Here is a 24,667-nt window from a genome sequence, read left to right as displayed (position 1 = left end):
TATGGGTTTTACGATTTAGTCAGAAAGGATGGCGAACACAATGCTCACACCAATACACACAATTAACATAGGTAGCCGGATCCGTGAAGACATGGGCGACATTGCAGGGCTGGCAGAGAGCATCAACGCTCGCGGTTTATTGCATCCCATAGTTATTGATGAGTCAGGCAACCTGATCGCTGGACATCGCCGCTTGGAAGCTCACAAGTTGCTAGGTTGGGAGGAAGTTGAGACCAAGACAATATCTGATCTTACCGAGAAAGAAAAGTGGTTGATCGAACTGGAAGAGAATACAAAGCGCAAGGCACTAACGGAGTTTGAAGCTTCAAAGAATCTCATGAATCTGGCGGAAGCTGCTAAAGAAGTGCTCCGAGATGAGTTTCTGCCACCGGGCGGCAAAAAACCTCCGGAGGGCGGCAGGCCTGAAAAACCAGACTCTGAAGCTAAGGTGGCTGAGCGGATTGGCGTTCCCCGACAAACGATCAATGAAGCAAAGCAGCACGTTGCAGCCGTCGAACAATTCCCAGCACTCGAAGTGTTGCCGAAAAAAGAAGCCATCAAAACCGCCAAAGACCCAGACAAGGCAGAACTTTACCAGAAGGCAGTGAATGAGTTTCCGATCCTTGGGGAAGCAAAGCTTCCAGCAGATGTGGTTATTCAAGGAGCTGAGAAGCTACGGAGCGCACCGCCTGAAGTCGCTCAGAAAACGCTGGAGAACATCGCTGCTGAAGAGAAACGGTCTGCACTCCATCAGCAACTGATTGATGAGCAGTACAAACAAAAGCGGGTTGTTGACAATATCATTGATGCAGCTGGGAGAATGTCGGGGGCAGTAACGGAAGAGCGTTGGCTGTCGTGGATAGAGTTACAAACTGACCGAATCGTTATAGATGTTTCGGCAAGTCAAGTTCAGCGCGGTATTGAAGAACTCCAGCGACTTCATTCCAAAATGAAAGAAGCACTGAAAGGACCTCGAAAGGTGGTGAAAGGTCGTGGCTAAGTACAGATTGGACCGGGAGGATCGGACGGATTTCGTTTTGGGGCATCTTCACAAAAAAATAACTCTTGCTGATGCGGTAGCCTTTCTGAAAGAACGAATTGTGCTGGATGAAAAGAAGGCAATTGATGATGCTTGGAACGATAAGGGACGTCAGTTAATTCGCAGTTTTAAGGATAGTGCAGGCGTCCGGCGGCTCGCGGCTTATAATGATTCACCCGAAGGCGAACAGCGCCGGATGGTTTATCAGATGATTGATATCTGTAACGATGTCGAAGTTCTTGAGAAACAAATACGTAACATGTCCAAGAATCGAGACGGATCAGATAAGTTGATTAAAAAAGCAGCGGATCGTATTGAAAAAATTGCGAATCAGTCAGACGAAGCTTTGACCTTTGATTTCGATGATCTGGAGAAAGGAGAATCCCAATGATCGCAATCCATCCTGCACACCGCAAACTAGCTGATCTTTACCACCAGTTTGAGAAAGGAACATTCACACGAATTCAACAAGCTGAGGTAGTATCTTTTCTCAAACAAAACGCCGAGATGGTAGAACAAATCGATGGGCTGAAAGAAGCAGCATATGCAGCGCAATGTATTGGGAACATGGACTTGGTTCAGCATTTCACCGAAAAACTTGAAGAATTGGAGGTACAACTTACATGAGCGTATCAACTGATTTATCAAATGTTTTACAGGATTGCAAACGTCGAGGCTGCACGAAGGAGCAAATGCAGGGTTTTATCGACAGGGCGCGGGGGTACTGGCACGGTAATGCAGGAATGTTGTTAGTCGTAGAATCGTTGCAATTAGAACTGGAGGGAATGGGATGAAAGTCATTGAACAGATTCGATACCACCGCGAACAAATATGGTACTGGACGAAAGCTTTGCAACACGCCAAAGGAGCTCGTGATGAGTACATGGAGCAACAAGCTCTTCGTGAGCGCCGCAATCACACCATTATGCTGAATGACCTTTGGGCTTCTCCTGCTGAACAACTAGGGGTGTGCGTATGACAGTAATCATTTGCAGTACAGTCAGATGCCCTTATCCCAATTGTGGTCATACAGGTGATGTAATCACGGTTAATCATTGCCGTACAGCTCACTCTATGGAACGTAAAGAACTGTTCGGGAGATACGGTAAGCCGCAAAGTATCGGTTACGATCCTAAAGCAGTAGACAAGAATCTAGAGGGACATGTGCCAGCTCAGAAGGTGAACATAGGCTACCCTAGTGATTCTAGGTTTGCAAAAGATACGAGATCAAGTAGACGTAAAGGGAGGTGAACAAAACAATGGGGCAAGCAGCTGAAGATATTTTAAATGGTCTACTGTGTGATGTATGTGGAGGGTTGGTTGATGGTGAGGAACCGGGGTATCCGCGTACCTGCAAAGACTGCGAAAACGAGTAGTCCTATTATTTTTTTGCCAAAATCGGGGTTTTGAGCCCAAAAACACTAGAAAGCGAGGGGAAATGATGGATAAAGTTACGCTTAAACATTATGTGGATCGGGCTAATACGGGGCTTGCAATTGTTGCGAAAATTGATTTTTTGAAGAAAGAACTTAAAAACTCGCAATTTGCTGATTCTATCAAGTTTCAAGACATGTATGGAAATCTTCAATCTCTGATTGTAAAGAATCGCAGTAACGGAAAAACGGAGGAGACATTCCCTACAATTGTAAACGGGATTATCCAAGCAACACAGAAGTTGATCGAGCAAGAAATCCAATTGCTCGAAGATGAACTTGCTGCGCTGTAATAACAAAAAAATCATATCGGAGGAATCATTCATGAAAACAAAATTCCGCATTACCAACAAGAAACACGCTTTTATCGCCGCTGTACAGTCACAAGCTGCCAAGGATTTCGCGCTCTTCAAATCCCGTCGTCAATTCAAGCATGAGGCATCCGGGAAGACAGCATACAAACCCGGCTCACTTGGTCCTTCTGTTGTTGCAACAGCAATCATTAAAGAATATGGCGGTATTATCCCTCGTTCTCTTCGTAAAGCCAAGGCTAAACGCACAGGAAAACCATTCATCAAGTTTTACAGCCATCAGTAAAAACGCCCCTGGCTGCAACCGGGGACGTTAGTCAAACACTTATTCAAAAATTCACGGTCACTATAACACAAAAATCAGGAGGCTGTAAAGATGCTGCATATCAAACGGATTAAAATCACGGATTGGCTAGGGATAAGTGAACTCGAAGTATCTCCCGGAAAAATCAATAAAGTCGATGGTGACTCAGGCGCTGGAAAAACGAGTTTAATAGAGGCGCTGGAAAAGACACTTACCAATAATAGTCGGCGTACAGAGGTCATCAGCCACGGACATGAAGAGGCTGAATTGTTTGTAGAGCTTACGGACGGTCTCCAGATCACCCGGAAGGTTCGGTCGGAAAAGGCGGACTATCTCAAGGTTAAGCATGATAGCAAGGCAGTAAACAGCACGGAGGGATTCTTGCGAAAGCTAATCAACGGCGATATTTTCCGTCCGATTGAATTTGTTCAGAAGGATTCTAAAGAGCAAACCGAGATCATCCTGAATATGCTTCAGATCGATTGGACGGTTGAGAACATCAAAGCTTGGTTTGGAGAGATGCCCGAAGCAGATTATCAATTGCACATTCTACAGATTTTGAAGCAGATCGAATCAGCATATTTCGAAGAACGTTCCAGCATTAACCGTGAGATCAATCTATTACGAGCAAACATCGAAGGGATTAAGCGGGACCTTCCACCGAACTATGATGGTGAAGAGTGGCGCGGGGTTGACCTGCAGAAGCTTTATCGCAAACTGTCCGATGCTCAGGAATCCAATAAGAAGTTGGAAGAGGCGAAATCATTAATTGATGGTTTGAACCTGCGAATAGAGGACATAAAGCAACGCTCTGCTAACGCTACAGAAGAAAGGGTCCTAGGTTATCGGAGACAACGCGATACACTGCAAGACAGCATCAAGAGGTTAGAGGAGCGTATCGAGCAGGATCAAAAGATTATTGACGATGCTGACCGCCGAATCGCAGATGCATCTCTACAATTGGACAACGAAATGGAGCAGGCAATTGAACGCCTCAAGCTTCAATATCAACAGAAAAAGCTTAACGTCCGGGAAGATGTCCAGCGTGAGGTTGAGCTGAATAAGGGATATGTCAGCGAGCACCGTCAATTGATCGCAGAAAAGTCTTCTTCACTTAATAATATCGCGGAGCATGAGCGCAAGGATCTGGAGAAGATCAAAGACCACGAAGCCAGCCTAATTGCGGCAGAGAAAGCCAAGTCTGGCGATGCTGAGCAAGTGATTGCAGATGTTGAATGGATTGACCCTGAGCCGTTACAAGATGCTGCTCATAAAGCGGCTGAGATGAAAGAGTATCTTCGAGAGTGGGAACGGATGAACGATATCATTCGCGAGAAGTTATCTCCAAAAGAAGCGCGGTCCGCTGACCTAACCTCCAAGATTGAGAAGGCACGCGAGCTGCCGAAAGAATTGCTTAAGACAGCTGCACTGCCAGTGGATGGATTGACAGTAGATGATAAAGGTCGTATCCGGATTAATGGCACACTTATTGATGGATTGTCTGAAGGAGAGGCGCTGGACTTCGCATTTAAGCTTGCTAAGGCTCAGTCAGGTCCACTGAAGGTAATCTGCATTGATGGTTATCAGAACCTTGGAAGCAAACAAAAAGCGATACTGGATTCCGCTCAGCACGATGATTACCAATACTTCTTGCTCTCCACGGTTGAGGGCAAAGATCTGAATATCGAAATTGTGGAGGGATAAGCAATGACAAACGCACAGCCAAATACTCAGTTAGCCACAATTCATAGCAATCTTGAAAAATTAATTGATGCTAAATCAGAGGCATTGCCCTCCGGTTTTAATAAGACTAGATTTATGCAAAACTGTCTGACCGTTCTGCAGGATACCAATGGAATTGCAGAATGTAACGCCATGAGCGTAGCCAGAACGATGCTCAAAGGAGCATTCTTGGGGCTAGATTTCTTTAATAAGGAATGCTACGCCATTATCTATGGAGGGTCCGTCGAGTTTCAAACAGACTACAAAGGCGAGGTCAAGCTTGCCAAGAAGTACAGCATTAATAAGATCAAGGACATTTATGCCAAATTGGTGCGAGTTGGCGATGAATTTAACGAGATGATTGAAGGCGGTAAGCAGTCAATTTCATTTAAGCCACTCCCGTTTAACGACGGGGAAATATTAGGTGCTTTCGCCATTGTCTTATACGAAGACGGCTCAATGAATTACGACACCATGAGCAAAAAAGAGATTGAGGAAATCAAAGTCAACTTTTCACGGAAGAACAAAAAGACGAATGAATACTCCAAGGCGTGGGTGGCAACTCCGGGAGAGATGTATAAGAAAACAATACTCCGCCGTCTTTGCAAGAACATTGAATTGGATTTTGACACAATCGAGCAAAAGAAAGCCTTCGAAGAAGCTGCAGACATGGACTTTAACCAGGAACGGGAACGGGCGCGTCCGGCACAGGAAAGCCCATTGAATCCTAAATCAACTGTAATCGACGGGGAGTTTACAGAGGTCGGGGAGGGCGCGACTGATGGAGCTGAATAAATCAAACTACTTCAGCCAAGAAGCCAACCGTCACTATATGAGCGTGAGCCAGTTCAAGAGCTTCCTTCCCTCCTATGGGGGTTGTGAGGCTCAGGCAATGGCAACCATCAACGGTGAGTATGTACGACCTCCTGTCACGGCTTTTATGGAAGGGCATTATGTCCATGCGTGGAACGAAGGAACGCTAGATGAATTCAAAGCTGATAACCCTGATCTATATGCCAGCACAGGAAAGACGGCAGGGCAATTAAAAGCTAACTTCAAACATTGCAACAAAATGATAGAGGTGTTAGAGAACGATCCTTTGGTCATGAAGGCACTGGCTGGAGAGAAAGAAGTCATTATGACAGTGGTGATGTTCGGTATTCCGTGGAAGGTGATGTTAGATAGTTATCAGACGGGGGTGCTTTTCTCCGATCTGAAGGCGCTGAAAGAAATAGACGGAAAGTTCTGGAACCGAGAAGCTCAAGTCTATGAAAACTTTTTAGAACATTACGGATACATCCTTCAAATGTCGGTGTACGCCGAAGCTGAGAGATTAAAAAAAGGGCGTAAGGAAGGAGATTGGTTGCTGCCTCATATGGTTGTTGTAACCAAGCAAGATCCACCGGATCATGAAATCATTTATTTCGATTATGACGCAATCGCAGCTCACTTGCGGATTGTCGGCAATCACATAGAGCGGGTCAAGGCAGTCAAGTCTGGGAAGGTAGAACCGGTTGCTTGTGGCAAATGCGATTATTGCAGAAGTGTTAAGAAGATCACACGTATCAAACACTTTCAAGAGTTGAGTTTGTACTGATGAATTCGTTCGGCTTCCATCCTGCACCAAAGCCAAGCTTTTCTCGTGGAAGTGTGAAGAGAGGCGTTCGAGGAAAGTTCAATAAGGATACCATGCTTGAAATCTTTGAACGCGATGGCTGGTGTTGTGTCCGTTGTGGCACTGGGTCAGACCTAGAAGATAAACCACATCATGTGATTTTCAGGTCACAAGGTGGACCAGGTACCGTTGATAACGGTGTAACTGTATGTAGAACTTGTCACAAATGGGCGCACAGTTGCCGAGCAGGTCGAGTGTGGTTTGAAAATTTCATCTTGTCCATGTACGGAAAACTCAACAATGGAGTTGAGGCTAAATGAATGAGTCAGTGCAAGTTGAGATCCATGTCCTTAGTCCAGATTGCAAGGTGTGTGGTCAAGAGATCAACCCAGATCGCGAGGAATATATTGGACGCACTCGGGTATGTCCTCGCTGCTATGGTGAGCTGACTAGCGGCAGAGACCGCAAGGATCGGAAATATAGAATCAAAAAACTATGAAATAGAGGTGCAGCAGATGCCAATTGAAATAAAGATTCTAAACAAAAGAAGCAGTGGTGATGTGCCTGTTGGAAAATATATCGCACGTTACCTGGATGAGAGGTCGCTAGGGCTGCTTCAGGCGCTTAATCCATGTAAGAATGCGCAAATCATCGAAGGTATTCACTCAGGTCAGATCATCCCTTATGACAGTTATGTTGTAATAGGTGACCTACTAGCTCAAGCCGATGTGATTGAACACAATGAAGAGCTGACCGAGAGATTAGCTAACGCTGGGATAACTATCAAAAATCTAGAAAAATACGTCAATGAGCGCAGAGAGTCGTGGGATAAGGAACGAAAGGCTCTTGAGAAATCACTTGCAGAAGGCGGCCTGATGGTTGGTGAACTAAAAAAGGAAAATGAAAAGCTTCGTAACGGTGAATACGCCATAAACCTTGCCCCACATATCGGAGCACTCAAGGAACGGAATCAGCAGCTAGAGTGGGAATTGGAATCTTGGCGTAACAGCAAGAAAGTGCAACTACCAAGGGAAGTGGCTGCCGAACTTGATGAATTAATCATTAAAGGAATATCGAATGCGGATATAGCAAATAGGTTTTTCACGGCAAATGGTGCAAACAAAGAGCATTACGGAGTGAGCAAACTTTTAAAATGGACGGGGTACGGTCAAACAGAGGGAGGGAAAATTCGAGTAATGATTTTCTTATCAGCTCTAGTCAACGGATACACCGAAGAACCAGAGCCGGAGAAGGATGTTCCATCGAATATCCGATCAGAGGTAACTGAAATTATTAAGTGTTGGATGGGCACACCTCCTGTAGCTGACGAGGGAAACGACGCTGAACGTTTGACCGAATGGATTTTTGACCACTTTCAGCGGCACGGGGATGACAAACTGCCCTTTTAAAGTAAAGCAGGTGAGGTAGTATGAGTGGTTACATCCAGATCGGACGAGAGTTGCAAAACCACTGGCTAAGGCGCGATAAGGATTATTGGATGGTCTTCTGTGAAATGTACTTTCTTGCTAGGTATGCTGAAAAGCCTGAAAAGAGGAACATAGAAGGCTACGAAGTAACAATCCATCAAAAAGAATTCATTTTCGGGCGCCCTGCTTGGAGTAGAAGGATGGATATTTCAGAGCAAAGGTTGAAGACATTGGTTAGAAAGCTGGTTGATGAAGGGTTCATAAAACAGACTCAAAAGCACAATAAATTCACTGTTTATTCCTTCGAATATGTCCCTGAAATCAACCAGCAGAACAACCAGCAGAGCAACCAGCAGGATTTTCCTGAGCAACCAGCAGAACCCCTTGCCCCGCAAGGCTTTGAGGGCGATAGCAACCAGCAGGATTTTCCCAATCAACCAGCAGAGCAACCAGCACAGCAACCAAAGAAAGAAGAAGGTATTAAAGAAGAAGGTATTAAAGAAGAATGTTTAAAACCCATAGGGGGGAAAAAGATGCCTAAAATATCCGAGGCTCAGGTCAAAAAAAGCCGAGTTGATAAGGTTGAATTCGACGATGAGGTTTGGCTTAAACAAGCTGAGTACGAAAAACTTGTGAATGAATTGGGAGAAGAAGCGGTAACGTGGATGATTCAAACGCTCAGTTCATACAAGGTTTCGAACGGAAAGCCTTATTTGAGCGATTATGCCACTTTCAAAAAAGGCGGTTGGGTTCGGGAAAGATACGCAGATTACCTTACCAAGAAAAAGGGCGGATATAAAAACAAATCGCAGCAGGCAACCAGCAATTTTAAAGGTATGAAAAAACTATTTACAGGGGGTGTTGAGCTTGGTAATAACGCTCGAACAGACGGCAGCCCTTCTATCGAGAATCCAAATAGCATACCCCGCCTTCGTTAACATATTTGAGGAGGATGATTACGGGAACGTCATTAACGCTCCAACTGCTCAGTTATGGCAACAACGGTTGTTTGCAAACGGGATAACAATTGAACAGGCTGTCCAAGCATTGGATAAGCACATTGATACCAGTCAATTTGAACCGAAAATAGCGGACATCATCAACAACAAACCGCAATTATCCATTTACGACATACAGGCGCAGGAGAGACAGCAGGAACAGCTTGCGCTGCTGGAGTACCACGAGAGCAACGAGGTTATACCGATGCCGGACCATATTCACGAACTGCTGGAGCGTTTAGAGAATAAGCGAACGTTAGGCGGTGACGACAACCTTGAATGATTACAACTACCTGTACGAAGCTGAAATAAACGTTCTCGGAGCGATTATGAAGAAGAAGGTCCTCATGGAAGAGTGCGTGCTGAGCGAAGAGAGCTTCAATCCTGAATGGGACAATGGGCTGATTCTTCAGGTACTGCAATACGCCTATGATCAATTCTCAGGCAGAGAAGATCCATTTTATATCCCTGATTTGATTAATCATTGGGGCGATAAGCTTTCAAAGGTTGGCGGCGGCGTAGCGTTGATGGATATCTCAAAGAGCGTTCCAGAAACATCAGCTGCAATGTTTAAGCACTACATGGGAATAGTCAACGAAGCTCATGTCCAGCGCGAAATTGAGCGGGTGGCACGTGAACAGTATTCTCGAGGATCACTGGAGGATATGAAGAACGAGGTTGCACGGATTGAAGCTATACAGGCAAAGACATCCAGTGGCTCAGAAGTAGTGCGGGTATCTGATTTAATTAAGAGTCACACTTCACTTCTCATTAAACGTTCCCAGAATCCAGGAGGAATCACTGGGCGAAAAAGCTGTTCTGATGACCTTAATAATCTGACCAAGGGACATCAGGAAGAGGATTTCATTGTTGTAGGCGCTCGACCATCCGTAGGTAAGACAGCCTTTATCTGTAATGATATGTTGGCATCTACGGCGGACGGATCAGCTGCCCTGCTCATATCAGGAGAAGACGGCAAGATGAATATTCTTGAACGGACGATTTCAGCTTCCAGCCGCGTTGAGCTGGCACATATGAAATCCGGCAGAATGACTGAACGGGACTGGGAGCGTTACGGATTCGGTGCTGAGCTTATTGAAGGGCGGAATATCTTTATTGATGATACTTCAGCCCCGACAATTGAATCGATCCGCCGGAAAGTTTCCAAACTGATTCAAAAGTTCCCGAAACTTACGCTTTATGTTGATTATCTACAACACTTACGCAGCGAAAAACCATTCGCTTCGGATCGTGAAATGTATAAGTACATCAGCTACGAATTAAAGCAGATTGGACGAAAATACCACGTCCCGGTTGTATGCTTAGCCGCACTGAGCCGCAAGGTGGATGAAAGAAATGATAAGCGACCACTCATGTCCGACATACGAGATTGCGGAAACATTGAGAGCGATGCTGATGTGGTGATCTTCCTGTACCGCGATGATTATTACAATGCCGATAGCAATCGAAAAGGACTGATTGATCTGATTGTGGCTAAAGGCCGGAACGTTGGTACAGGCACAGTTAGCATGGTGTTTGATAAGGCATGCCAACAACTCATTAACATTACTGAAAAAATAAAAGAAGAACGGAAAGAAAAAGGGCTCACATCATGAGCAAGGACGGAAGAATACCCGACGATGAAGCTTATGAGAATTCACTTGCATGGCTAGTCGAAAAGGCGAAACTACTGGATGATCCTTTAACGCTGGCAGCGGAAGAACGACAAAAACTGCAACGTACTTATGACTTCGTTGAGCAGCGCATACATGAATATAAACGCGGTCAGATGCTGCTTACAGATCCAGTACGCATCAAGCTATACAAGGCTGCAGGGGTTGCATATCAAGAATTCAAATAGGAGGGATGATAGATGGAAACATGCAAAATGCCACATTGCAAAGAGGCAGGAACACATACTTGGGCATTAGTTCCTGTTTGTGTAGAGCATCGCAGAGCGATAAAGCTGGAAACCAAGCAATACTATTTACGGAATATCTCCTATCAAATGCGGACGAACTACATGGGAATCATGCCTTTGATACCGTGGAGTCGGAAGGAGTGAGGGTATGCGATTTGTAGGTATTGATCCCGCCACCAAAACTGGATTTGTGGCACTGGACGAGGACGGTACTGTTCTTGTTGAGAGGGAAATTCAAGGGATAGGAAAGAAGCAGCCCGGCGGCATTACAACGGAGCAATTAGTTTCCTTGGAAAACCAGCTCTATAGTCTGCTGAAGCCCGGTGACATCATCGCAATAGAACAGCCGGCAGTTGGCACTCAGATGGGGGTCACAACTGGAATGATACACGGTGGCTTACGGTCCATGATCTACCGTAAAGAGCTCACTTATGATGACGTTAACCCACAGCGAACGAAAAAGTTCGTGGATGCAAATAGGAGGGTTCCGACCAAGGAGAAAAAGGCTGTCATTGCCGCAGCGGTCAAGGATCATTATGGATATGAGCACAGTAGTGACAACGTGACGGACGCCTACATTCTAGCTCAGATCGCGCGGGCGATGGAGGAGGCACGAAGGACGGGGTACATCAAGAAAACGCCGTTGTTCCAATATGAGGTACTAAAGGCCATTCTCGATCCTGAACCTAAAGCAAAAACGAAAGCAAAAACGAACAAACGCCCAGGTAAGCCTGCGGCGGCGGGCAGTCACACCCATTTGAAGGAACAACAGTTCTTATTTTAGGGAGGTGCAGGGGTGAATTGGAAAAAAGCAACGCTTGGACAGCTATACGAGATCGCCTATAACGATGACGGAGCTGCACCAATTTATAAAAGTAGTGCTCTGGCTGAGATCCAGCGGAGACGGAAAAAACCTATGAGCAAGGTCAATCACAAAATCAAGGCGGTGTATCCAAGATGAGCTATTACGATAACGATTTTTATAATGAGCCAAGTGAGTTCGAACAGCAGGTAGATGAACTTAAAGAGTCCTTGAGCAACGCTGTAAAAGATGAATTCAAAGCTGAAATGGAACGGTTGCGGAAAGAGAATGCTGAACTGCAGGTTGTGAAGCAGGATTTCAAAAAAATCCAGCAGGATTACAAAGCGAAGGAACAGGAGTTGGAGCGTGAGCGGAGTGTTGTACGTCAGGAGATCCGCCGAGAACGACTCTCCAGCTTGATGAAGGATTTTGAAGTGATCCTATACACGCCAAACTCAAATCGAAAGAGTGGACCAAAATGCGACAAGTGTGACAACAGTAGGAAAATCCCCTACAAGACACCTCTTGGCAAAAGTGTCACGGAAGATTGCGATTGCAACAACAATATTACTTATTTTGAAATTAAGGAACATGTTTGTTCTTCCTTCTCAAGCAGTGATGGAGAATTCAGAGCTTGGTACAAACCATACGACAGCACAGAAGATTACTTCACTTATGACTCTTCGGATCTAGCAAAGTTCATTTATTCAGGAGAGAAGTTCGAGGATCTAAAAGAACATCATTGGCGCATCTATTTCAGAACTAAAGAAGAATGTCAGGCATATTGCGACTGGTTGACTGAGAAGGAAGCCAACAAGCTAAAGGAGCGTTGATCAAAGTGAACAAGTCAATCTATAACCCAACTGTTCAAGAGCCTTTTTACCACGGACACATATATCACGAAGCGCTTTTGACATACGAACAGCATCTTGAAAAGAATCACGGCGAAAAAATGCGAACAGCTGATCCAGATGATAACACGAACTGGGGAGCGCTGGACTGGTACAAAAACGGTAGCATGTCTTTTGCTGAAAAAGAATGGCCAAATTTCATCTCACACCTTCGCGATTGTTTTAAAGTTCATTGCGGGATGGGTTTCTATCTCAAAGAAGACAGTACACAGTATTTTTACCACTCTGGTTCTGTCCCTGGTCTGAAAGGAACTTTCTTACTCCGAAGCCACATCTATATCCAACACTTAGCAGGTGTAGGAATGGATGAGGAGCGATTTATGAAAGATCTATCAAAAATCGGTAGATGGTAGGGAGTTGATCCAATGAAAACAGTCATTAAATTGCGGGACGACAACGGCCGGATTATCGCCACAGCCCGCAGTGAGGCAGACAAGACACTCCCGGAGATCATTGGTGACATATTAATTGCTGCCGGGCTGGTATGGATAGCAGTAGAGGCTGCGGAGCTGTTTCGTTGGCTGGTGCTGCTGCAATATAAACCATAAGGGGGGGATTAATATCCCCCCCACATCATCAAATGAAAAATGGAAGCAAGAACAAAGCGGCAATGGCACCAAAGGGTATGCGTCTGTGGATAAAGCGGCGTCTTGGGAAAAAACCTGGATGGAACCCGAATTGTCTGTAGGTAGAATTTTGCGCTGGCATACCATGAACCATTTCGTTCGTGGGAATAGCAAGAGTAACATAATCCTGATCTACGTGAGCGATAAAACCATCATGAGACTGACCATCAGTTGTTGTTATCCCAACGTATTTATTCATGCAGGTCCAGCTGATCTGTTGATAATTTGTATCCATGAGTAACCTCCTTAGATAATACATCTCGACAACAGTCTATGGACTTATACCTATATTGTTCACGGCGAATGCCCATTAATAAATATTTGGATTTATTACATTCAAAGGGAGAAATAAACGATATGGCAAAACAACCAAAGCTCAAAAAATCTGGACTGAAGCCGGAAGACAAAGTAATCATGCATTCATGCTACGAAGCTCGGAAGGAAAAATACAAGGATAAGGTATGGACGGTGAAATCGGAGCCGTGGGACTTGTGTGGATCGGAAGTAGTGTTGCTGGAAGGTTTTAATGGCGGATTTGCTACTGAATATCTGAAGAAGGTAGAGGGTTAACCATCCTCTACTTCCCCGAATAATAAAACATATAGTTGAGTCCAATGAAAAAGAGAATTAATAGAGCAGCTGTTACTATACCAAGCCAGATTAGTACCTTGCGATTCATTAATTATCACCTCTTGAAATTTTCATAATTATACCATAGGGAGGCATAACCAGTATGAACAAACAAGTGATCTTGGATGTATTGAACAGTTTGGAAGTTGTAGAGCAAAATGGCGGTGATGAAGCCTATATTTTAGTCGATGTAACACCGGAAATGGTAGATGAATTGGTTGAGGTTGGCGTTACGCAAGATACCATTCACAAATACGGAGATGCTGAAACAACTTGCATTTTGGCAATGGCATTTTGTGAGGGTTACGCAAACGGATTTGATAAAGGGAAGTTGGTTTATCGCACACCTGGAACAATCAACTACTTAGTTAATGAAGCTCACTGTAATGCTGTAGACAAAGGTTGGTGGGTTGAAGACCGGAGTTTCGGAGAAATCATTGCTCTTATACATTCGGAAGCTTCAGAAGCGCTAGAAGACTACAGAAATGGGAGCAAGCCGGATGAAATATGGTATCAACACAAGGTCACTGGCTATTCCACAGATAGAATTACAGAGGAGCATAAGCCCTGTGGCATCCCTTCCGAGCTGGCTGATATCGTAATCCGCGTATTTGACGCTTGCGGTCGATACGGCATTGATCTGGAACAAGCAATTAATGAAAAGATGGCGTACAACGCAACACGTCCGCAACGACATGGCGGTAAAGTGCTATGAGTGAATCAGGAAAAGTTTCCTTACCTAGCATGACACCAGAACGGAAAGAAGAGATAAGACAATATGCTGATACCTCAACTACATTTGCAGCCGAATATTTACGGGAGTTGCTGGCTGCTCTAGAAGAGTCAAAACAAAACGCCGAAGTTGAGCAAAAGCTAAATGATACGCTCCATGGAACGAATAAGGATTTGCGAAAAAAGTTAGTAGTGGTGCAGCAACAACGGGACGTTGCCCAAGCTAACTATAAAACCTACTATGCCGAGGCAACGGAGGTATCAAAACGACTGGCAGAGGCACAGCAGACCATAGCCAAACACGAAGAGGCTTTGAACGGAATAATAGCTTACAGCACAGATAAAAACGCAGTAGATATTGCGAGTGAATCAATGGGATACCCGGAAGATGAAAACAAAGAAGAAAAATGCAGATATTGTACGGGCAGACCATTAGTCGATAGAGAACCGTTGATGAAAAGTCAACTAAGTGATTATAACGTGTTCATCAATAGCGTGAATTACCTAGAAGATAGCATCATTGGCGGAAGCGCACCGCATTCATTGTATGGAGTAAAAATAAAATATTGCCCTGTGTGTGGTAAGGATTTGGGTAAGTCATGACACAGGTAAAGGATAAGACAAACATTTGCCCCCGAGAGAGGGCAGAGGAGGCATATATCACGCTAAGTAGTGTTAAAGAGTAGACACAAACTGTGAAGGAAGGTGCGATTTTATGAAATATGTAATATACGTGGAAGGGCTAAGCGAATTTTACAGGGGAAACACATACACTCACCAAGGGGAGACATTCCCCGCAGGGTGTAAATTATCTGAGGCTAAACGCTATTCTTCTAAAAAACGTGCAGAAAATACTGTGACGGTACTAGAAAGAAAGTGTGATGATAAATTTTGCGTACATGAAATTGAAGAATGATGCACAGTACGAAGAAACGGCCGACAGGCCCCCGTAACGACCGAATAGGCGCGAGCCGTAAGAGATCATTAAGGAAGTAGGAGTATCCCTCCTCTCCCAAAGGCAAAGTAGACGCATACTGCGACATAAAAAAAGATAAAAGTGATTATGCACCCTTATCTTTTTCAAGCAATTCTATTATTCTGTCTAATTTTTTCTCTATGCTAGCACTTTTATCTGAAACCTTGTTTTTAGTTAGATAATTACCTTTTAAAAGTAAAACCAAGGGAATTACCCAAACAAATGCCAATGGTATTAAAAAAATATATTGCAAGATAACACCTCATTAATAGTTTTTATTTTATTATAACAAACTAAAACAAAAACTAAATAAAAGAACTTATTTGAAGTTATCTACTGTGCATTACGAAGATACAGAGACAGAGAGGGTTAATAGCCCTCCTCTCCCACAAGGAGGATATAACGTGGCATGTTCAGCATTTAACGGTTCTACATGTTCGGTAAGCGGCAGCTCTTGCATGTTTGTATTTCCTGACAGCCAAGCTTGCGCTGAAATCTACAATGAAGGTCCTGACGCTCATGTCGATAAGTGCGAGGATTGCAGGTTCTTTTACACGAAAGATGGAAAGCGTTGCTGTACAACGAGACCTTATTTTCCAGTATGGGAAGGAGATCCGCCTAAGACAGATTATTTAGAAGATGACTTAACGTCTTGTGGTGGATTTGAAGCAGCAAGGGAGGAAGCCCAATGATACAAAGGGACTGGCTAAAGGATATGGCGATGTGCAAGGCAGCGACACCGGGAAGATGGGGATGGTATGAACCGACGCGATGCATTTATACAGCCAGAAAAGATAGGGACGCACTAGATACGATTTTATATGATCCAGCCGGGGCAGGTCACTTGCAAGAAGAAGACGCTGAGTTTATTTCAGAGGCACGTGAAGCCCTTCCTTACTGGCTCCAAGAAGCCAAAGAACTCCAAGAGATCGTGTCGGGACGTGGTAGAGAATTGCTAAGACTTCGCAGCTTATTGGGAGGTCTCAATAATGAACTGACAGTAACAGAAGCCCGTGCAGACGCAGCAGAGGCACGGGAACAAAAATTAATAGATATCATGCATATCATCGCATTTGAATCAGATGACGAAAAGACCCTGAAATACGCATCACAGATGTTATCCACCATTTACCCAGATACCCCATCGCCAAAGGAGCAAACAGATTGGATTAACGAAGAGTCTTGCGCTCGATGTGGAAGAAACAAGCCTATTGAAGGATATGAATGGTGTTCAGAGTGCAGACCGGATCTGAAAGCCAAGGAAGATGGTTCACTTGTTCAATGCCCTACATGTAACAATCGGAACCTCATACCACATCCAAGTGAGTCTAACATATGGCTTTGCGGTCCATGTAATCAAGTGATAGAAGATGGAACTGACATCAATGTGGATTAAGATCAATAAAACCAAAATTTGAGAGGAGTAATTATACATGGCTAAAGCAGAAAAATTTCACACAGAGGCAATCGAAGAAACATATGAAATGTTGGCAGATATGATCCAGAAGCACCACCATTATTTTGGTGACACAGAGGTACTAATCCTCATGAAGCACGGCGGGTGGAAGTCCAAAGGCAAGACGGTATTTGGCAAGTTCAAGGTGCTAGGTGACGATCTACGGAGCACATGGGACAAAGACGCCATCCTGTACCTCAACGCTGAGATGTGGAACAAGATGAGCGAGCCACAGCAAAGGTACGTATTGGATCATGCACTCTTTACGCTCGATCTCAAGTCTGATAAGGATGGTAACACTTTGGAAGCTGCTGACGGACGTCCATTGCTTAAGACGGTACCGCCAGATATCGAGGCATTTGTTGAGGTCATCAAGCGTCACGGTCCAACGACTGAAGACGTAAAACGCCTTGGCCTCGCAATTAAAGAAGTGAATATGGACCAGCTCACAATTGAGGATGTTATCGCTAAGCAACAGGGCGGTGATCAATCAAAACAACCAGGCAACGGCGTCAAGGTTACTCATAACCCAGATGGGACAGTAGAAGTTGAGGACAAGAATCAACTCACGATTGAACAGCTCGCTGAAGCAGAAGCTGCTGCTGAAAATGGTGCTGGTGATGGTCCTAAAATCCCTGAGAGCGATGACGATCTGCCGTTCTAAGATGGTACAAGCCCCGGCTTCGGTCGGGGGATTCTTTACAAAGGGGTGATTGCCCAGTGCAACAGAGCTTTTTACCAGAGATAGACCGGGAACAGACACAGGCTGCTGTAGAGGCGGCGTTCGAACGATACCGGATTAATAAGTTCCTTACTTTCGAAGAACGCGAAGCAACTACAACAGCAGCTTGGTCAGCAACTCCCCGAAGTGATACGGGTACTACATCAGATCAGACGGGAAATATTGCGATTTATAATGTGGATGGTCTTGCAGCACGTAAGGATTACTGTGAGAGAATTGAAAGGATTGTAAATAGGCTTCCACGCATGGAAAAGTTTCTGATAGAGACAAAATATATGAGTAACGATCATGACTATATCACTCACGAGAAAGTTTATACTCTTGAATTCGCTCCGCCGATCAGTTCGAGAACCTATGGCAAGCTTCGCTGGAAGGCGTTTTATAAACTAGCTCTTCATTTAAATTTGATAGTGGAAAAGGAAATTGAACTCAGGAATGATGAAACATGACCAAGTCCACTTAATTGCTAGTAAAGGGGGACATCCATTTGAGCATAGCCTTTAATAGGAAGGTGGTGCCTGTGAATAAAATAAAAGAAGAGAAAAAGTTGACTGTTACAATGAGGTTTGTTGATGATGAAGGGAATGTCGTTTTCAATAGCATGGAGGAAGCATTCACCCAATTAAGTCAGCCTGAACGAAACAAACTTCTTGCTCGTATAATGTGGGCAACTACTGGAAAAAAACACAGGGCCTTATAGACTAAAGACCACCCTCAACAGGTGGTCTTTCTTTCATTGATTTGGTATTTCTAAATATATCTTTCCCCAAAGAAAAGGCGGAATGCCACAAATGGCAGGTGCGTTTACTTTATCTAAAAAAGGAATAGATCCTACCAAAGACATTACCTTGATCCAAAATATTGACTTTGCCAATATTGCCGGTGCGTTTGCTTCAGGCACAGGCGATTATGTGCAGCTGTTTGAACCACAAGCTTCAATCTTTGAACGTGAGGGCCGAGGGGCAGTAGTGGCTTCGTTTGGTGTGGAAAGCGGCTATTTACCGTATACCGTGTTTATGTCTAAGAACAGTTATATTAGTAAAAATGGAGACACGGTACAGAAGTTCACAAATGCGATCCAGCGTGCTCAGCTTTGGGTGAAGGATCATAGCCCTGAAGAAATTGCGGATGCGATAATGACTTATTTTGATAAGACGGATAGAGATATCGTGGTCTCTGCAGTCAAACGTTATAAGGAACAGGATACCTATGCGGTCAATCCAATTATAGATCAAGAGGAATGGAACAATCTGCTCGATGTCATTGATAATGCTGGTGAGCTTAAAGAACGCGTTCCCGCTGACAAAATAGTGAATAACAGTTTTGCTGAGAAAGCTGAGAAGAGCATAAAGAGCAGCACTTCAAAATAAGAGAGAACCAAAGATCCTAAATAAGATGTGTAAAATTGAAGGAGGGGCTGACAATGCTTCCAGTAGTGCAATTAAAGGGAGTAACGCATGCCTATCTTGGCGACCGTGAAGCTTCACTGGCCGTTGAGGACCTGAACCTTAATGTTGAGCAAGGAGAGTTCGTTAGCTTAGTTGGACCAAGTGGTTGCGGTAAGACGACTCTCCTATCGATTATTGCAGGACTGCTGCAGCCATCTCAGGGCGAAGTATTCGTAAATGGAGAGCCCATTATGGGACCCTCACCAGAGGTTGGATATATGCTGCAGCAGGATTATCTTTTTCCTTGGCGGAGTATTCTGGACAATGCCATTCTAGGTTTAGAGCTGACTGGAAACTTAACCGAGGAGAGCAGAAAGCGGACGTTGGAGCTACTTCGGGAGATGGGCTTAGAGGGCAAAGAACACGCCTTTCCTAATCAGTTATCTGGTGGAATGCGGCAGAGAGTGGCTCTGGTACGTACCTTAGCAACGAATCCTGGACTCCTTCTACTAGACGAGCCGTTCTCGGCACTTGATTACCAGATCAAATTACAGCTGGAAGATTTGGTCTCTGAGACCTTACGCAGCAGGGGGACAACTGCAATATTAGTCACTCATGATCTATCTGAGGCTATTGCGGTAAGCAGCAGTGTTATTCTTCTACAACGAAATCCAGGAAAGATCCGAAAAGTATTTTCAGTGCCAGAGCAAATCCGGTCAGCACCTCCGCTATTTGCGCGTGATCAGCCAGGCTTTTCGGAGCTTTTTCATGAAATATGGAAAGAGATGGAGATTGCAGGGAGGGAAAGCTAATGAGACATACGGAGCAATCGGGGTTATTAGCTTCCCGTGAACAGTGGCTACAACAATTGCATGGCAATTATAAAAAAACGAAGCACCGCTGGCGCAATCAAGTGATTGTTGTAAGGAGCAGCCTGTTACTGCTGTTTTTTGTTCTCTGGGAAGCTGGTGCAAGAATGGGCTGGATTGATGAGCTATTGTTCAGCTATCCCACAAAAATCTTCCGCCAGATCTGGGGAGACATGGTTAGTGGGAGCCTGTGGCCCCATCTGGGGATTACGGTAGGTGAGACTGCGGTAGGCTTTGTACTGGGAACGCTGCTAGGGACTCTGCTGGCTGTAATTATTTGGTGGTCTCCTTTTTTATCAGAAGTGCTTGATCCGTATATGGTCGTATTTAACAGTATGCCGAAAGTGGCGCTGGGGCCGATTTTTATCGTCATGTTCGGGGCCGGATTCACTGCTATCGTTGTTACTACTTTATCAATAACGGTTATTATTACGACGCTTGTTGTATACAACAGTTTTTGCAGTGTGGATCCGAATCTGGTCAAGGTGGTTCGTTCATTCGGGGCCTCTAGAGTTCAGGTGTTCTTTAAAGTGATTCTTCCAGCCTCATTCCCAACCGTAGTATCCACCCTAAAGGTGAATGTAGGGATGTCATGGGTAGGAGTTATCGTAGGGGAGTTCCTGGTCGCTAAATCGGGTCTGGGTTATCTGATTATTTATGGTTTCCAGGTGTTTAATTTCACGCTAGTAATGTCTAGTCTTTTGATTATCGCGGCTGTAGCTACGGCAATGTATCAATTAGTGGTATATCTTGAGAAGCGGTTGTTATCCCGGCGATGAACCTTATGTAATATTGTGTCCGTACACAAAATCTTGTAACATGTCTATATCTTTACCTATTTATTGGGTTAGTGCTTGTAAGGAGAGATAAGGCTATGGGATTTCGTGTGATAAAAACAGCCGCAGCTACGTTATTATCCGTACTAGTTGCGTCTGCAGTGGGTATACCTAATGCGCAGAGTGCAGGCTTGCTGGCAATTTTGGGTGTAGAGGTTACTTTGAAAAGGAGTTTCCGAACGATAACGGCTCGTTTTTTAGCCTCGCTCGTGGGACTCTTTTTTGGCTGCATCCTATTCTGGCTTCTAGGGTTCCATTACTGGGTGCTCGGGCTGTATGTACTCGTAGGCTTTCCGATGATTGTAAAGTCTGGCTACAAAGAAGGAATTGTCACCAGCTCGGTTATCGTGTTTCGCGTGTTTGGACAAGCTGAGCTATCGCTCCATGTCCTGTTGCAGCAAATAGAGCTTCTAGCTATTGGGCTCGGTTCAGCAGGGCTGGTAAACTTGATTTACATGCCTCAGACTGGTGGGGTCATTTATGGGATCCGTAAGGAAGTGGATCGCTATTTTTCGGTTATTTTTACCCAGATGGCCCGGACGCTTCGAGATCCATCGTATATTTGGGACGGCAAAGAATTAATTGACGCTGATAATACAGTGCAGCGGGGATTAACGGCAGCTACCCGTGAGATGGAGAATCATGTTATTCATCCTGATGAAGCATGGAATGTTTATTTCTACATGCGGAAGGAGCAACTGGAATCGATTCAAAGTATGATGCAGCTGCTTTCTCAAGTGTATCGCCATTTACCGCATGGGGAGATGGTTGCTGAGTTATTTGACCAGCTTAGCGGGGATGTGCTTGCGGAAGAATATACTGGACGAACTGAACATTTACTGGACGAACTAACAAGAGAATTCGAAGAAATGGATCTGCCAGAGACACGTGAGGAATTTGAAGTGCGCTCAGCTATTCTTCAGTTATGCAGGGAACTAGCACTTTATTTAAAGATCGCTAAGCGGCATAAAATCCCGGTCAGTTACAAGCCGGAAAAACGTTTGAAAATTCGAAATAAGGCTTAAATTGAGGCTTTAATAAACTGAAGTATTAACTATCTCTGTCAAAATCACGATAAGATATGTATGAGCTAAAAGTTGATCACAGAATATGATTAACGATTTTATGGTGAGTTCAAATAATAGCAGGAAGTTCGGTAGTCGAATTTTCCGCATTGGCAGGTGAGGCGTATGGACAAAGTTATGGAATCATTTATAGGAAAACAGCTTATAGCTAACCTTTTTAATGACAAAGGAGTATTTGTTTTACCCGCATTGACTTTATTAAGTGCTGAGCATATACGATTAATCAATCAACATAAGATCACTCTAGAGTCACATGACGTCGTACAGCTGGATAGCGCGGAATTTTTCCAACTTGCAATCGATGATTGCACAGCTGCGATAGAGAATATTTTTGAACAGCTTCGTCATAACAAAAACAAACGAATTCCTATGCTTGAAGTTAGAAATGAAGTCATTCCGTTTATTCAGCAGGTAAGCGAAAAGAATGACTTCTACGGCGTATTGGCTGCATTGCAGTCCAAGGATGATTATACATACAGACATAATGTAGCGGTTGGTATTTTATCTACATTGCTAGGTAAATGGCTAAAATTAAAGCCTGAGGATTTGAGTATGCTGACGATCGCAGCGACCCTTCACGATATCGGAAAAATGAGGATTCCGGATGAATTATTAACCCGGCCGGGTCCGTTGACCGCTGAGGAGTATCAGCTTATGAAAAAGCATACGACCTATGGTTACGAGATGATCCGGGACACTATTGGAACCAATCATATGCAAGCGCTCGTCGCCCTGCAGCATCATGAAAGAATGGACGGCAGTGGTTATCCATTCGGCGTACTTGGGAATCGTATCACTGATTTCAGTAAAATTGTTGCAGTAGCAGACGTGTTCCATGCGATGACATCCGACCGGTTTTATCGTAAAGCTTCACCTCTTTATGAAGTGTTGCTGCAGATGGAGGAAAGCGTATTTGGCAAGCTTGACCCTTATATTTGTAGAGTCTTTATTAATAAGTTAATGCAGTCAATGATAGGGAATGAAGTGGAATTGACAGATGGACGGACAGGAAAAATCATTATGATTCTTGCTACTGATCCACTGCGTCCCCTCGTGAATATTGATGACGAATTTATTGACTTGAGCAAACATAGATCTATTGGTATTGTGCGCGTAATCCCGCAATAGCGGGCTTTGAAAGGTTTTTTAAGTTCAGAAGAATGGATATGTATTAGGCTGGACCATTTTTATAATCTACTCATATCTGTACAAATTTTGAAATAAAATGAACTATAAGTCTCCTGATAAGAGCCTCTGGAGGGCTTACTCAAATTTATTTATAGACTAACAATCAACAAATGCCTAGAACCTGCATACACTTGATAGTGAATGATTGTATGGAGGAGGTTTAAAGATGTCATTAAGCCATAAACGTCAAACAAGGGAGATCATTACGAAGGCAATTTGCGGCAAAGGTCGTAAGTTCTCTACAGCAACCCATACCGTGACTCCGCCACATCACCCGACTAGTATTCTGGGGGCTTGGATTATCAACCACCAGTACGAAGCGGTTGCCGCCGGGAACGGAATCGAAGTAATTGGTACTTACGATGTAAACATCTGGTACTCGTACGACAAGAACAAGCAGACCGAGGTAGCTAAAGAAACGGTCTCCTATGTGGAGCTCATTCCGCTTTCGTACCTGGACACAAGACACCGCACTTCTACTGTTGAGGTCTCTGCGGAGGCAACGCAGGAACCCAACTGTGTAGAAGCGGGCGTATCGCCAGGCGGAGGCAGTGTGACACTTCGCGTAGAGCGCGAGTTCGAAGTGGAGTTGGTGGCTGAGACCAAAGTCCGTGTGTATGTCACTGAGCAAAGTGATGATCTAGAAGACAAGGATTATGATTTTGAAGGTGATAGCTTCGATTACGATGATCTGGACCCTGACAATCTGGATGATGAGCTGTAAGGAAGGATACGCCGCCGCTAACTGAGTACTGATGGGTTATGGTCCATTATATGTAGGGAGGGCGGCGGCGTAGAGGGCGAATGCCCTCCTTTTTTTTATTTATTTTTAGAATTAAAACTGGAACCAGAGTGGATTAAGAATTACTTGGTTCGTATGTATGGGCAAGATGTGCTTCTGCAGGGCTTTTAATCTTGGGCTGCGATGGATGGAGGGGCAGGAGAATGAATGAAGGGTTTAAGGTGTATTCAGGATTGTCATCAGCACAGAGAGAGTCCAGATTATTTCGGAGTGGTATTGAAGCGATGCTTACTTCGTCTAGCAAGGGAATGAAGGGCTCGCAAGCATCTCTGAGGAGAAACCAGACCTCTGGTGAAAGAAATCGTTTAGAAGATACATATGAAACTCTGCCTTCCGATAAGGCCCATAAACAGTGTTATAACATACTCATGTATAATTTGAGCGTTCTGCAGATCACTCCACTAGGAGCAGGTCCAGGTATGCGCGCAGCCTCCGATTTGCTATCCGGGGCTGTACGATTGGATAGTGTCGATAGCAGCGAATCCATGGGGGCTGCACCAGGTGAGTGGCGTGGAGTAATGAAATTACTTCAGCGTATTGCTGTTCGGACTTTGTACAGCCTGGGGCTGGATAGCGGTGAGGTCCTGCTGAGGGCAATGGGGAACCGGAGGTATGTCGTGGAGGGAGTCACTCCACTACTACAGCGTTCCGGCAAATCATTGCCAGAGCCTTATCGTTCCGCAGCATTAGCGCTGGAACGGAGCCTTGCTCTGGAGCAGCCAGGCCGCAGCGGCCTGCTCATGGGCATGGACCCGGAGTTTATCATCCTCCGGGAGTCCACGGGCCGCGTCGTGCCTGCGTCGCGGTACCTGCCCACGGACGGCGTCGCAGGCTGCGACGCCGGACCTCCGGGA

General features: G+C 44.7%; 40 protein-coding genes and 1 pseudogene. 39 read left to right on the top strand and 2 right to left on the bottom strand.

Features of this window, described 5'->3' with window-relative positions:
- Window positions 1–40: 40 nt before the first annotated feature.
- The 24 genes from L1028_RS25200 to L1028_RS25085 all read left to right on the top strand — a co-directional run bounded on the left by L1028_RS25200 (window position 41) and on the right by L1028_RS25085 (window position 13,031).
- Window positions 41–1,000, top strand: coding sequence for a ParB N-terminal domain-containing protein (locus L1028_RS25200; RefSeq protein WP_234540681.1), 960 nt, complete (start codon window positions 41–43; stop codon window positions 998–1,000).
- Window positions 993–1,430: a hypothetical protein gene (locus tag L1028_RS25195; protein WP_234540680.1), complete on the top strand. Its 438-nt coding sequence runs from the start codon at window positions 993–995 to the stop codon at window positions 1,428–1,430. The genes L1028_RS25200 and L1028_RS25195 overlap by 8 nt, the downstream gene beginning before the upstream one ends.
- Entirely contained in the window at window positions 1,427–1,666 is a 240-nt protein-coding gene (locus tag L1028_RS25190) for a DUF7667 family protein (protein WP_234540679.1), read from the top strand. The genes L1028_RS25195 and L1028_RS25190 overlap by 4 nt, the downstream gene beginning before the upstream one ends.
- Window positions 1,663–1,833 (top strand): hypothetical protein, encoded by a 171-nt coding sequence (locus L1028_RS25185; protein WP_234540678.1) that lies wholly within the window; start codon window positions 1,663–1,665, stop codon window positions 1,831–1,833. The genes L1028_RS25190 and L1028_RS25185 overlap by 4 nt, the downstream gene beginning before the upstream one ends.
- Window positions 1,830–2,018 carry a hypothetical protein gene (locus L1028_RS25180; RefSeq protein WP_234540676.1) on the top strand — a complete coding sequence of 63 codons (189 nt, stop codon included), beginning with the start codon at window positions 1,830–1,832 and terminating at the stop codon, window positions 2,016–2,018. Before L1028_RS25185 ends, L1028_RS25180 begins: the two co-directional genes overlap by 4 nt.
- Window positions 2,015–2,290: a hypothetical protein gene (locus tag L1028_RS25175; protein ID WP_234540675.1), complete on the top strand. Its 276-nt coding sequence runs from the start codon at window positions 2,015–2,017 to the stop codon at window positions 2,288–2,290. Before L1028_RS25180 ends, L1028_RS25175 begins: the two co-directional genes overlap by 4 nt.
- Before the next feature lie 187 nt (window positions 2,291–2,477).
- Window positions 2,478–2,765 (top strand): hypothetical protein, encoded by a 288-nt coding sequence (locus L1028_RS25170; protein WP_234540674.1) that lies wholly within the window; start codon window positions 2,478–2,480, stop codon window positions 2,763–2,765.
- A gap of 31 nt (window positions 2,766–2,796) precedes the next feature.
- Complete coding sequence (locus tag L1028_RS25165) at window positions 2,797–3,069, top strand: hypothetical protein (RefSeq protein WP_234540673.1); 273 nt, start codon at window positions 2,797–2,799, stop codon at window positions 3,067–3,069.
- A 90-nt stretch (window positions 3,070–3,159) separates the two neighbouring features.
- Window positions 3,160–4,791 carry an AAA family ATPase gene (locus tag L1028_RS25160; protein WP_234540672.1) on the top strand — a complete coding sequence of 544 codons (1,632 nt, stop codon included), beginning with the start codon at window positions 3,160–3,162 and terminating at the stop codon, window positions 4,789–4,791.
- 3 nt (window positions 4,792–4,794) lie between these two features.
- Window positions 4,795–5,604 carry a RecT family recombinase gene (locus L1028_RS25155; protein ID WP_234540671.1) on the top strand — a complete coding sequence of 270 codons (810 nt, stop codon included), beginning with the start codon at window positions 4,795–4,797 and terminating at the stop codon, window positions 5,602–5,604.
- A complete protein-coding gene (locus tag L1028_RS25150; protein WP_234540668.1) occupies window positions 5,591–6,406 on the top strand; it encodes a PD-(D/E)XK nuclease-like domain-containing protein in 816 nt (271 codons plus the stop codon). Before L1028_RS25155 ends, L1028_RS25150 begins: the two co-directional genes overlap by 14 nt.
- Window positions 6,406–6,744, top strand: a complete 339-nt coding sequence (locus L1028_RS25145) for an HNH endonuclease (protein WP_341482581.1) — start codon at window positions 6,406–6,408, stop codon at window positions 6,742–6,744. Before L1028_RS25150 ends, L1028_RS25145 begins: the two co-directional genes overlap by 1 nt.
- The gene (locus tag L1028_RS25140; protein ID WP_234540666.1) at window positions 6,741–6,923 is read left to right on the top strand and encodes a TraR/DksA C4-type zinc finger protein; all 183 of its coding nucleotides are present in this window, start codon (window positions 6,741–6,743) and stop codon (window positions 6,921–6,923) included. The genes L1028_RS25145 and L1028_RS25140 overlap by 4 nt, the downstream gene beginning before the upstream one ends.
- Window positions 6,924–6,939: 16 nt before the next feature.
- Window positions 6,940–7,833 (top strand): hypothetical protein, encoded by an 894-nt coding sequence (locus L1028_RS25135; RefSeq protein WP_234540665.1) that lies wholly within the window; start codon window positions 6,940–6,942, stop codon window positions 7,831–7,833.
- A gap of 20 nt (window positions 7,834–7,853) precedes the next feature.
- Window positions 7,854–8,789: a hypothetical protein gene (locus tag L1028_RS25130; RefSeq protein ID WP_234540664.1), complete on the top strand. Its 936-nt coding sequence runs from the start codon at window positions 7,854–7,856 to the stop codon at window positions 8,787–8,789.
- A complete protein-coding gene (locus tag L1028_RS25125) occupies window positions 8,719–9,132 on the top strand; it encodes a hypothetical protein (RefSeq protein ID WP_234540663.1) in 414 nt (137 codons plus the stop codon). Before L1028_RS25130 ends, L1028_RS25125 begins: the two co-directional genes overlap by 71 nt.
- Window positions 9,125–10,465, top strand: a complete 1,341-nt coding sequence (locus tag L1028_RS25120; protein WP_234540662.1) for a replicative DNA helicase — start codon at window positions 9,125–9,127, stop codon at window positions 10,463–10,465. The genes L1028_RS25125 and L1028_RS25120 overlap by 8 nt, the downstream gene beginning before the upstream one ends.
- The gene (locus tag L1028_RS25115) at window positions 10,462–10,710 is read left to right on the top strand and encodes a hypothetical protein (RefSeq protein ID WP_234540660.1); all 249 of its coding nucleotides are present in this window, start codon (window positions 10,462–10,464) and stop codon (window positions 10,708–10,710) included. The genes L1028_RS25120 and L1028_RS25115 overlap by 4 nt, the downstream gene beginning before the upstream one ends.
- A 12-nt stretch (window positions 10,711–10,722) precedes the next feature.
- Window positions 10,723–10,914 carry a hypothetical protein gene (locus L1028_RS25110; RefSeq protein ID WP_234540659.1) on the top strand — a complete coding sequence of 64 codons (192 nt, stop codon included), beginning with the start codon at window positions 10,723–10,725 and terminating at the stop codon, window positions 10,912–10,914.
- 4 nt (window positions 10,915–10,918) lie between these two features.
- Window positions 10,919–11,554 (top strand): hypothetical protein, encoded by a 636-nt coding sequence (locus tag L1028_RS25105; protein ID WP_234540657.1) that lies wholly within the window; start codon window positions 10,919–10,921, stop codon window positions 11,552–11,554.
- Between the two features lie 12 nt (window positions 11,555–11,566).
- Window positions 11,567–11,731 (top strand): hypothetical protein, encoded by a 165-nt coding sequence (locus L1028_RS25100; protein ID WP_234540656.1) that lies wholly within the window; start codon window positions 11,567–11,569, stop codon window positions 11,729–11,731.
- Window positions 11,728–12,405 (top strand): hypothetical protein, encoded by a 678-nt coding sequence (locus L1028_RS25095; RefSeq protein ID WP_234540655.1) that lies wholly within the window; start codon window positions 11,728–11,730, stop codon window positions 12,403–12,405. The genes L1028_RS25100 and L1028_RS25095 overlap by 4 nt, the downstream gene beginning before the upstream one ends.
- 5 nt (window positions 12,406–12,410) lie before the next feature.
- Window positions 12,411–12,836: a hypothetical protein gene (locus L1028_RS25090; RefSeq protein WP_234540654.1), complete on the top strand. Its 426-nt coding sequence runs from the start codon at window positions 12,411–12,413 to the stop codon at window positions 12,834–12,836.
- 12 nt (window positions 12,837–12,848) lie between these two features.
- On the top strand, window positions 12,849–13,031 hold the full coding sequence (locus tag L1028_RS25085) for a hypothetical protein (protein WP_234540653.1): 183 nt from the start codon (window positions 12,849–12,851) through the stop codon (window positions 13,029–13,031).
- Window positions 13,032–13,059: 28 nt separating this feature from the next.
- On the opposite strand, the gene L1028_RS25080 is transcribed toward L1028_RS25085, so the two are convergent.
- Window positions 13,060–13,344, bottom strand: a complete 285-nt coding sequence (locus L1028_RS25080; RefSeq protein WP_234540650.1) for a phosphatidylinositol kinase — start codon at window positions 13,342–13,344, stop codon at window positions 13,060–13,062.
- A 122-nt stretch (window positions 13,345–13,466) separates the two neighbouring features.
- On the opposite strand from L1028_RS25080, the gene L1028_RS25075 reads away from it, so the two are divergent.
- From L1028_RS25075 to L1028_RS25065, 3 genes are all read left to right on the top strand, one after another.
- Window positions 13,467–13,679, top strand: coding sequence for a hypothetical protein (locus L1028_RS25075; RefSeq protein ID WP_234540647.1), 213 nt, complete (start codon window positions 13,467–13,469; stop codon window positions 13,677–13,679).
- A 163-nt stretch (window positions 13,680–13,842) separates the two neighbouring features.
- Complete coding sequence (locus L1028_RS25070) at window positions 13,843–14,454, top strand: nucleoside triphosphate pyrophosphohydrolase family protein (RefSeq protein WP_234540644.1); 612 nt, start codon at window positions 13,843–13,845, stop codon at window positions 14,452–14,454.
- A complete protein-coding gene (locus tag L1028_RS25065; protein WP_234540642.1) occupies window positions 14,451–15,074 on the top strand; it encodes a hypothetical protein in 624 nt (207 codons plus the stop codon). The genes L1028_RS25070 and L1028_RS25065 overlap by 4 nt, the downstream gene beginning before the upstream one ends.
- A 458-nt stretch (window positions 15,075–15,532) precedes the next feature.
- Here the strand turns inward: L1028_RS25065 and L1028_RS25060 are convergent, their stop codons facing one another.
- Window positions 15,533–15,700 carry a DUF4083 family protein gene (locus tag L1028_RS25060; RefSeq protein WP_234540639.1) on the bottom strand — a complete coding sequence of 56 codons (168 nt, stop codon included), beginning with the start codon at window positions 15,698–15,700 and terminating at the stop codon, window positions 15,533–15,535.
- 151 nt (window positions 15,701–15,851) lie between these two features.
- Here L1028_RS25060 and L1028_RS25055 point away from each other — a divergent pair, with 151 nt between their 5' ends.
- The 12 genes and pseudogenes from L1028_RS25055 to L1028_RS25000 all read left to right on the top strand — a co-directional run.
- Window positions 15,852–16,139: a hypothetical protein gene (locus L1028_RS25055; RefSeq protein WP_234540636.1), complete on the top strand. Its 288-nt coding sequence runs from the start codon at window positions 15,852–15,854 to the stop codon at window positions 16,137–16,139.
- A complete protein-coding gene (locus L1028_RS25050) occupies window positions 16,136–16,843 on the top strand; it encodes a hypothetical protein (RefSeq protein WP_234540634.1) in 708 nt (235 codons plus the stop codon). Before L1028_RS25055 ends, L1028_RS25050 begins: the two co-directional genes overlap by 4 nt.
- Before the next feature lie 37 nt (window positions 16,844–16,880).
- Window positions 16,881–17,567: a putative metallopeptidase gene (locus tag L1028_RS25045; protein WP_279306914.1), complete on the top strand. Its 687-nt coding sequence runs from the start codon at window positions 16,881–16,883 to the stop codon at window positions 17,565–17,567.
- Between the two features lie 56 nt (window positions 17,568–17,623).
- A complete protein-coding gene (locus tag L1028_RS25040) occupies window positions 17,624–18,094 on the top strand; it encodes an ArpU family phage packaging/lysis transcriptional regulator (protein ID WP_234540630.1) in 471 nt (156 codons plus the stop codon).
- Window positions 18,095–18,132: 38 nt separating this feature from the next.
- Window positions 18,133–18,345 (top strand): hypothetical protein, encoded by a 213-nt coding sequence (locus tag L1028_RS25035; RefSeq protein ID WP_234540628.1) that lies wholly within the window; start codon window positions 18,133–18,135, stop codon window positions 18,343–18,345.
- A 67-nt stretch (window positions 18,346–18,412) separates the two neighbouring features.
- A pseudogene (locus L1028_RS25030) lies at window positions 18,413–19,015 on the top strand (ABC transporter substrate-binding protein); the annotation flags it as partial.
- A gap of 53 nt (window positions 19,016–19,068) precedes the next feature.
- Window positions 19,069–19,845, top strand: coding sequence for an ABC transporter ATP-binding protein (locus L1028_RS25025; protein ID WP_234540627.1), 777 nt, complete (start codon window positions 19,069–19,071; stop codon window positions 19,843–19,845).
- Window positions 19,845–20,681 (top strand): ABC transporter permease, encoded by an 837-nt coding sequence (locus L1028_RS25020; RefSeq protein ID WP_234540626.1) that lies wholly within the window; start codon window positions 19,845–19,847, stop codon window positions 20,679–20,681. Before L1028_RS25025 ends, L1028_RS25020 begins: the two co-directional genes overlap by 1 nt.
- 95 nt (window positions 20,682–20,776) lie before the next feature.
- Window positions 20,777–21,763: an aromatic acid exporter family protein gene (locus L1028_RS25015; protein WP_234540625.1), complete on the top strand. Its 987-nt coding sequence runs from the start codon at window positions 20,777–20,779 to the stop codon at window positions 21,761–21,763.
- Window positions 21,764–21,928: 165 nt separating this feature from the next.
- On the top strand, window positions 21,929–22,951 hold the full coding sequence (locus L1028_RS25010; protein ID WP_234540624.1) for an HD-GYP domain-containing protein: 1,023 nt from the start codon (window positions 21,929–21,931) through the stop codon (window positions 22,949–22,951).
- 226 nt (window positions 22,952–23,177) lie between these two features.
- Window positions 23,178–23,735: an outer spore coat protein CotE gene (locus L1028_RS25005; protein ID WP_234540621.1), complete on the top strand. Its 558-nt coding sequence runs from the start codon at window positions 23,178–23,180 to the stop codon at window positions 23,733–23,735.
- 221 nt (window positions 23,736–23,956) lie between these two features.
- A partial coding sequence (locus L1028_RS25000) for a putative amidoligase domain-containing protein (RefSeq protein ID WP_423803086.1) occupies window positions 23,957–24,667 on the top strand: 711 nt, incomplete at its 3' end.

Origin of the sequence: Paenibacillus pseudetheri, assembly GCF_924513355.1 — a bacterium.
Classification (GTDB): Bacteria; Bacillota; Bacilli; order Paenibacillales; family Paenibacillaceae; genus Paenibacillus_AQ; species Paenibacillus_AQ pseudetheri.
The sequence above is the reverse complement of the archived record's forward strand: the minus strand, read 5'-3'. Positions and strand labels throughout refer to the sequence as shown.

Bases quoted from the DNA above. Each gene is read 5' to 3' on its own strand.
- L1028_RS25200 (WP_234540681.1), top strand. From the start codon at position 41: ATGCTCACACCAATACACACAATTAACATAGGTAGCCGGATCCGTGAA.
- L1028_RS25190 (WP_234540679.1), top strand. From the start codon at position 1,427: ATGATCGCAATCCATCCTGCACACCGCAAACTAGCTGATCTTTACCAC.
- L1028_RS25185 (WP_234540678.1), top strand. From the start codon at position 1,663: ATGAGCGTATCAACTGATTTATCAAATGTTTTACAGGATTGCAAACGT.
- L1028_RS25180 (WP_234540676.1), top strand. From the start codon at position 1,830: ATGAAAGTCATTGAACAGATTCGATACCACCGCGAACAAATATGGTAC.
- L1028_RS25175 (WP_234540675.1), top strand. From the start codon at position 2,015: ATGACAGTAATCATTTGCAGTACAGTCAGATGCCCTTATCCCAATTGT.
- L1028_RS25170 (WP_234540674.1), top strand. From the start codon at position 2,478: ATGATGGATAAAGTTACGCTTAAACATTATGTGGATCGGGCTAATACG.
- L1028_RS25165 (WP_234540673.1), top strand. From the start codon at position 2,797: ATGAAAACAAAATTCCGCATTACCAACAAGAAACACGCTTTTATCGCC.
- L1028_RS25160 (WP_234540672.1), top strand. From the start codon at position 3,160: ATGCTGCATATCAAACGGATTAAAATCACGGATTGGCTAGGGATAAGT.
- L1028_RS25155 (WP_234540671.1), top strand. From the start codon at position 4,795: ATGACAAACGCACAGCCAAATACTCAGTTAGCCACAATTCATAGCAAT.
- L1028_RS25150 (WP_234540668.1), top strand. From the start codon at position 5,591: ATGGAGCTGAATAAATCAAACTACTTCAGCCAAGAAGCCAACCGTCAC.
- L1028_RS25145 (WP_341482581.1), top strand. From the start codon at position 6,406: ATGAATTCGTTCGGCTTCCATCCTGCACCAAAGCCAAGCTTTTCTCGT.
- L1028_RS25140 (WP_234540666.1), top strand. From the start codon at position 6,741: ATGAATGAGTCAGTGCAAGTTGAGATCCATGTCCTTAGTCCAGATTGC.
- L1028_RS25135 (WP_234540665.1), top strand. From the start codon at position 6,940: ATGCCAATTGAAATAAAGATTCTAAACAAAAGAAGCAGTGGTGATGTG.
- L1028_RS25130 (WP_234540664.1), top strand. From the start codon at position 7,854: ATGAGTGGTTACATCCAGATCGGACGAGAGTTGCAAAACCACTGGCTA.
- L1028_RS25115 (WP_234540660.1), top strand. From the start codon at position 10,462: ATGAGCAAGGACGGAAGAATACCCGACGATGAAGCTTATGAGAATTCA.
- L1028_RS25110 (WP_234540659.1), top strand. From the start codon at position 10,723: ATGGAAACATGCAAAATGCCACATTGCAAAGAGGCAGGAACACATACT.
- L1028_RS25105 (WP_234540657.1), top strand. From the start codon at position 10,919: ATGCGATTTGTAGGTATTGATCCCGCCACCAAAACTGGATTTGTGGCA.
- L1028_RS25095 (WP_234540655.1), top strand. From the start codon at position 11,728: ATGAGCTATTACGATAACGATTTTTATAATGAGCCAAGTGAGTTCGAA.
- L1028_RS25085 (WP_234540653.1), top strand. From the start codon at position 12,849: ATGAAAACAGTCATTAAATTGCGGGACGACAACGGCCGGATTATCGCC.
- L1028_RS25080 (WP_234540650.1), bottom strand. From the start codon at position 13,344: ATGGATACAAATTATCAACAGATCAGCTGGACCTGCATGAATAAATAC.
- L1028_RS25075 (WP_234540647.1), top strand. From the start codon at position 13,467: ATGGCAAAACAACCAAAGCTCAAAAAATCTGGACTGAAGCCGGAAGAC.
- L1028_RS25070 (WP_234540644.1), top strand. From the start codon at position 13,843: ATGAACAAACAAGTGATCTTGGATGTATTGAACAGTTTGGAAGTTGTA.
- L1028_RS25065 (WP_234540642.1), top strand. From the start codon at position 14,451: ATGAGTGAATCAGGAAAAGTTTCCTTACCTAGCATGACACCAGAACGG.
- L1028_RS25050 (WP_234540634.1), top strand. From the start codon at position 16,136: ATGATACAAAGGGACTGGCTAAAGGATATGGCGATGTGCAAGGCAGCG.
- L1028_RS25045 (WP_279306914.1), top strand. From the start codon at position 16,881: ATGGCTAAAGCAGAAAAATTTCACACAGAGGCAATCGAAGAAACATAT.
- L1028_RS25025 (WP_234540627.1), top strand. From the start codon at position 19,069: ATGCTTCCAGTAGTGCAATTAAAGGGAGTAACGCATGCCTATCTTGGC.
- L1028_RS25020 (WP_234540626.1), top strand. From the start codon at position 19,845: ATGAGACATACGGAGCAATCGGGGTTATTAGCTTCCCGTGAACAGTGG.
- L1028_RS25015 (WP_234540625.1), top strand. From the start codon at position 20,777: ATGGGATTTCGTGTGATAAAAACAGCCGCAGCTACGTTATTATCCGTA.
- L1028_RS25010 (WP_234540624.1), top strand. From the start codon at position 21,929: ATGGACAAAGTTATGGAATCATTTATAGGAAAACAGCTTATAGCTAAC.
- L1028_RS25005 (WP_234540621.1), top strand. From the start codon at position 23,178: ATGTCATTAAGCCATAAACGTCAAACAAGGGAGATCATTACGAAGGCA.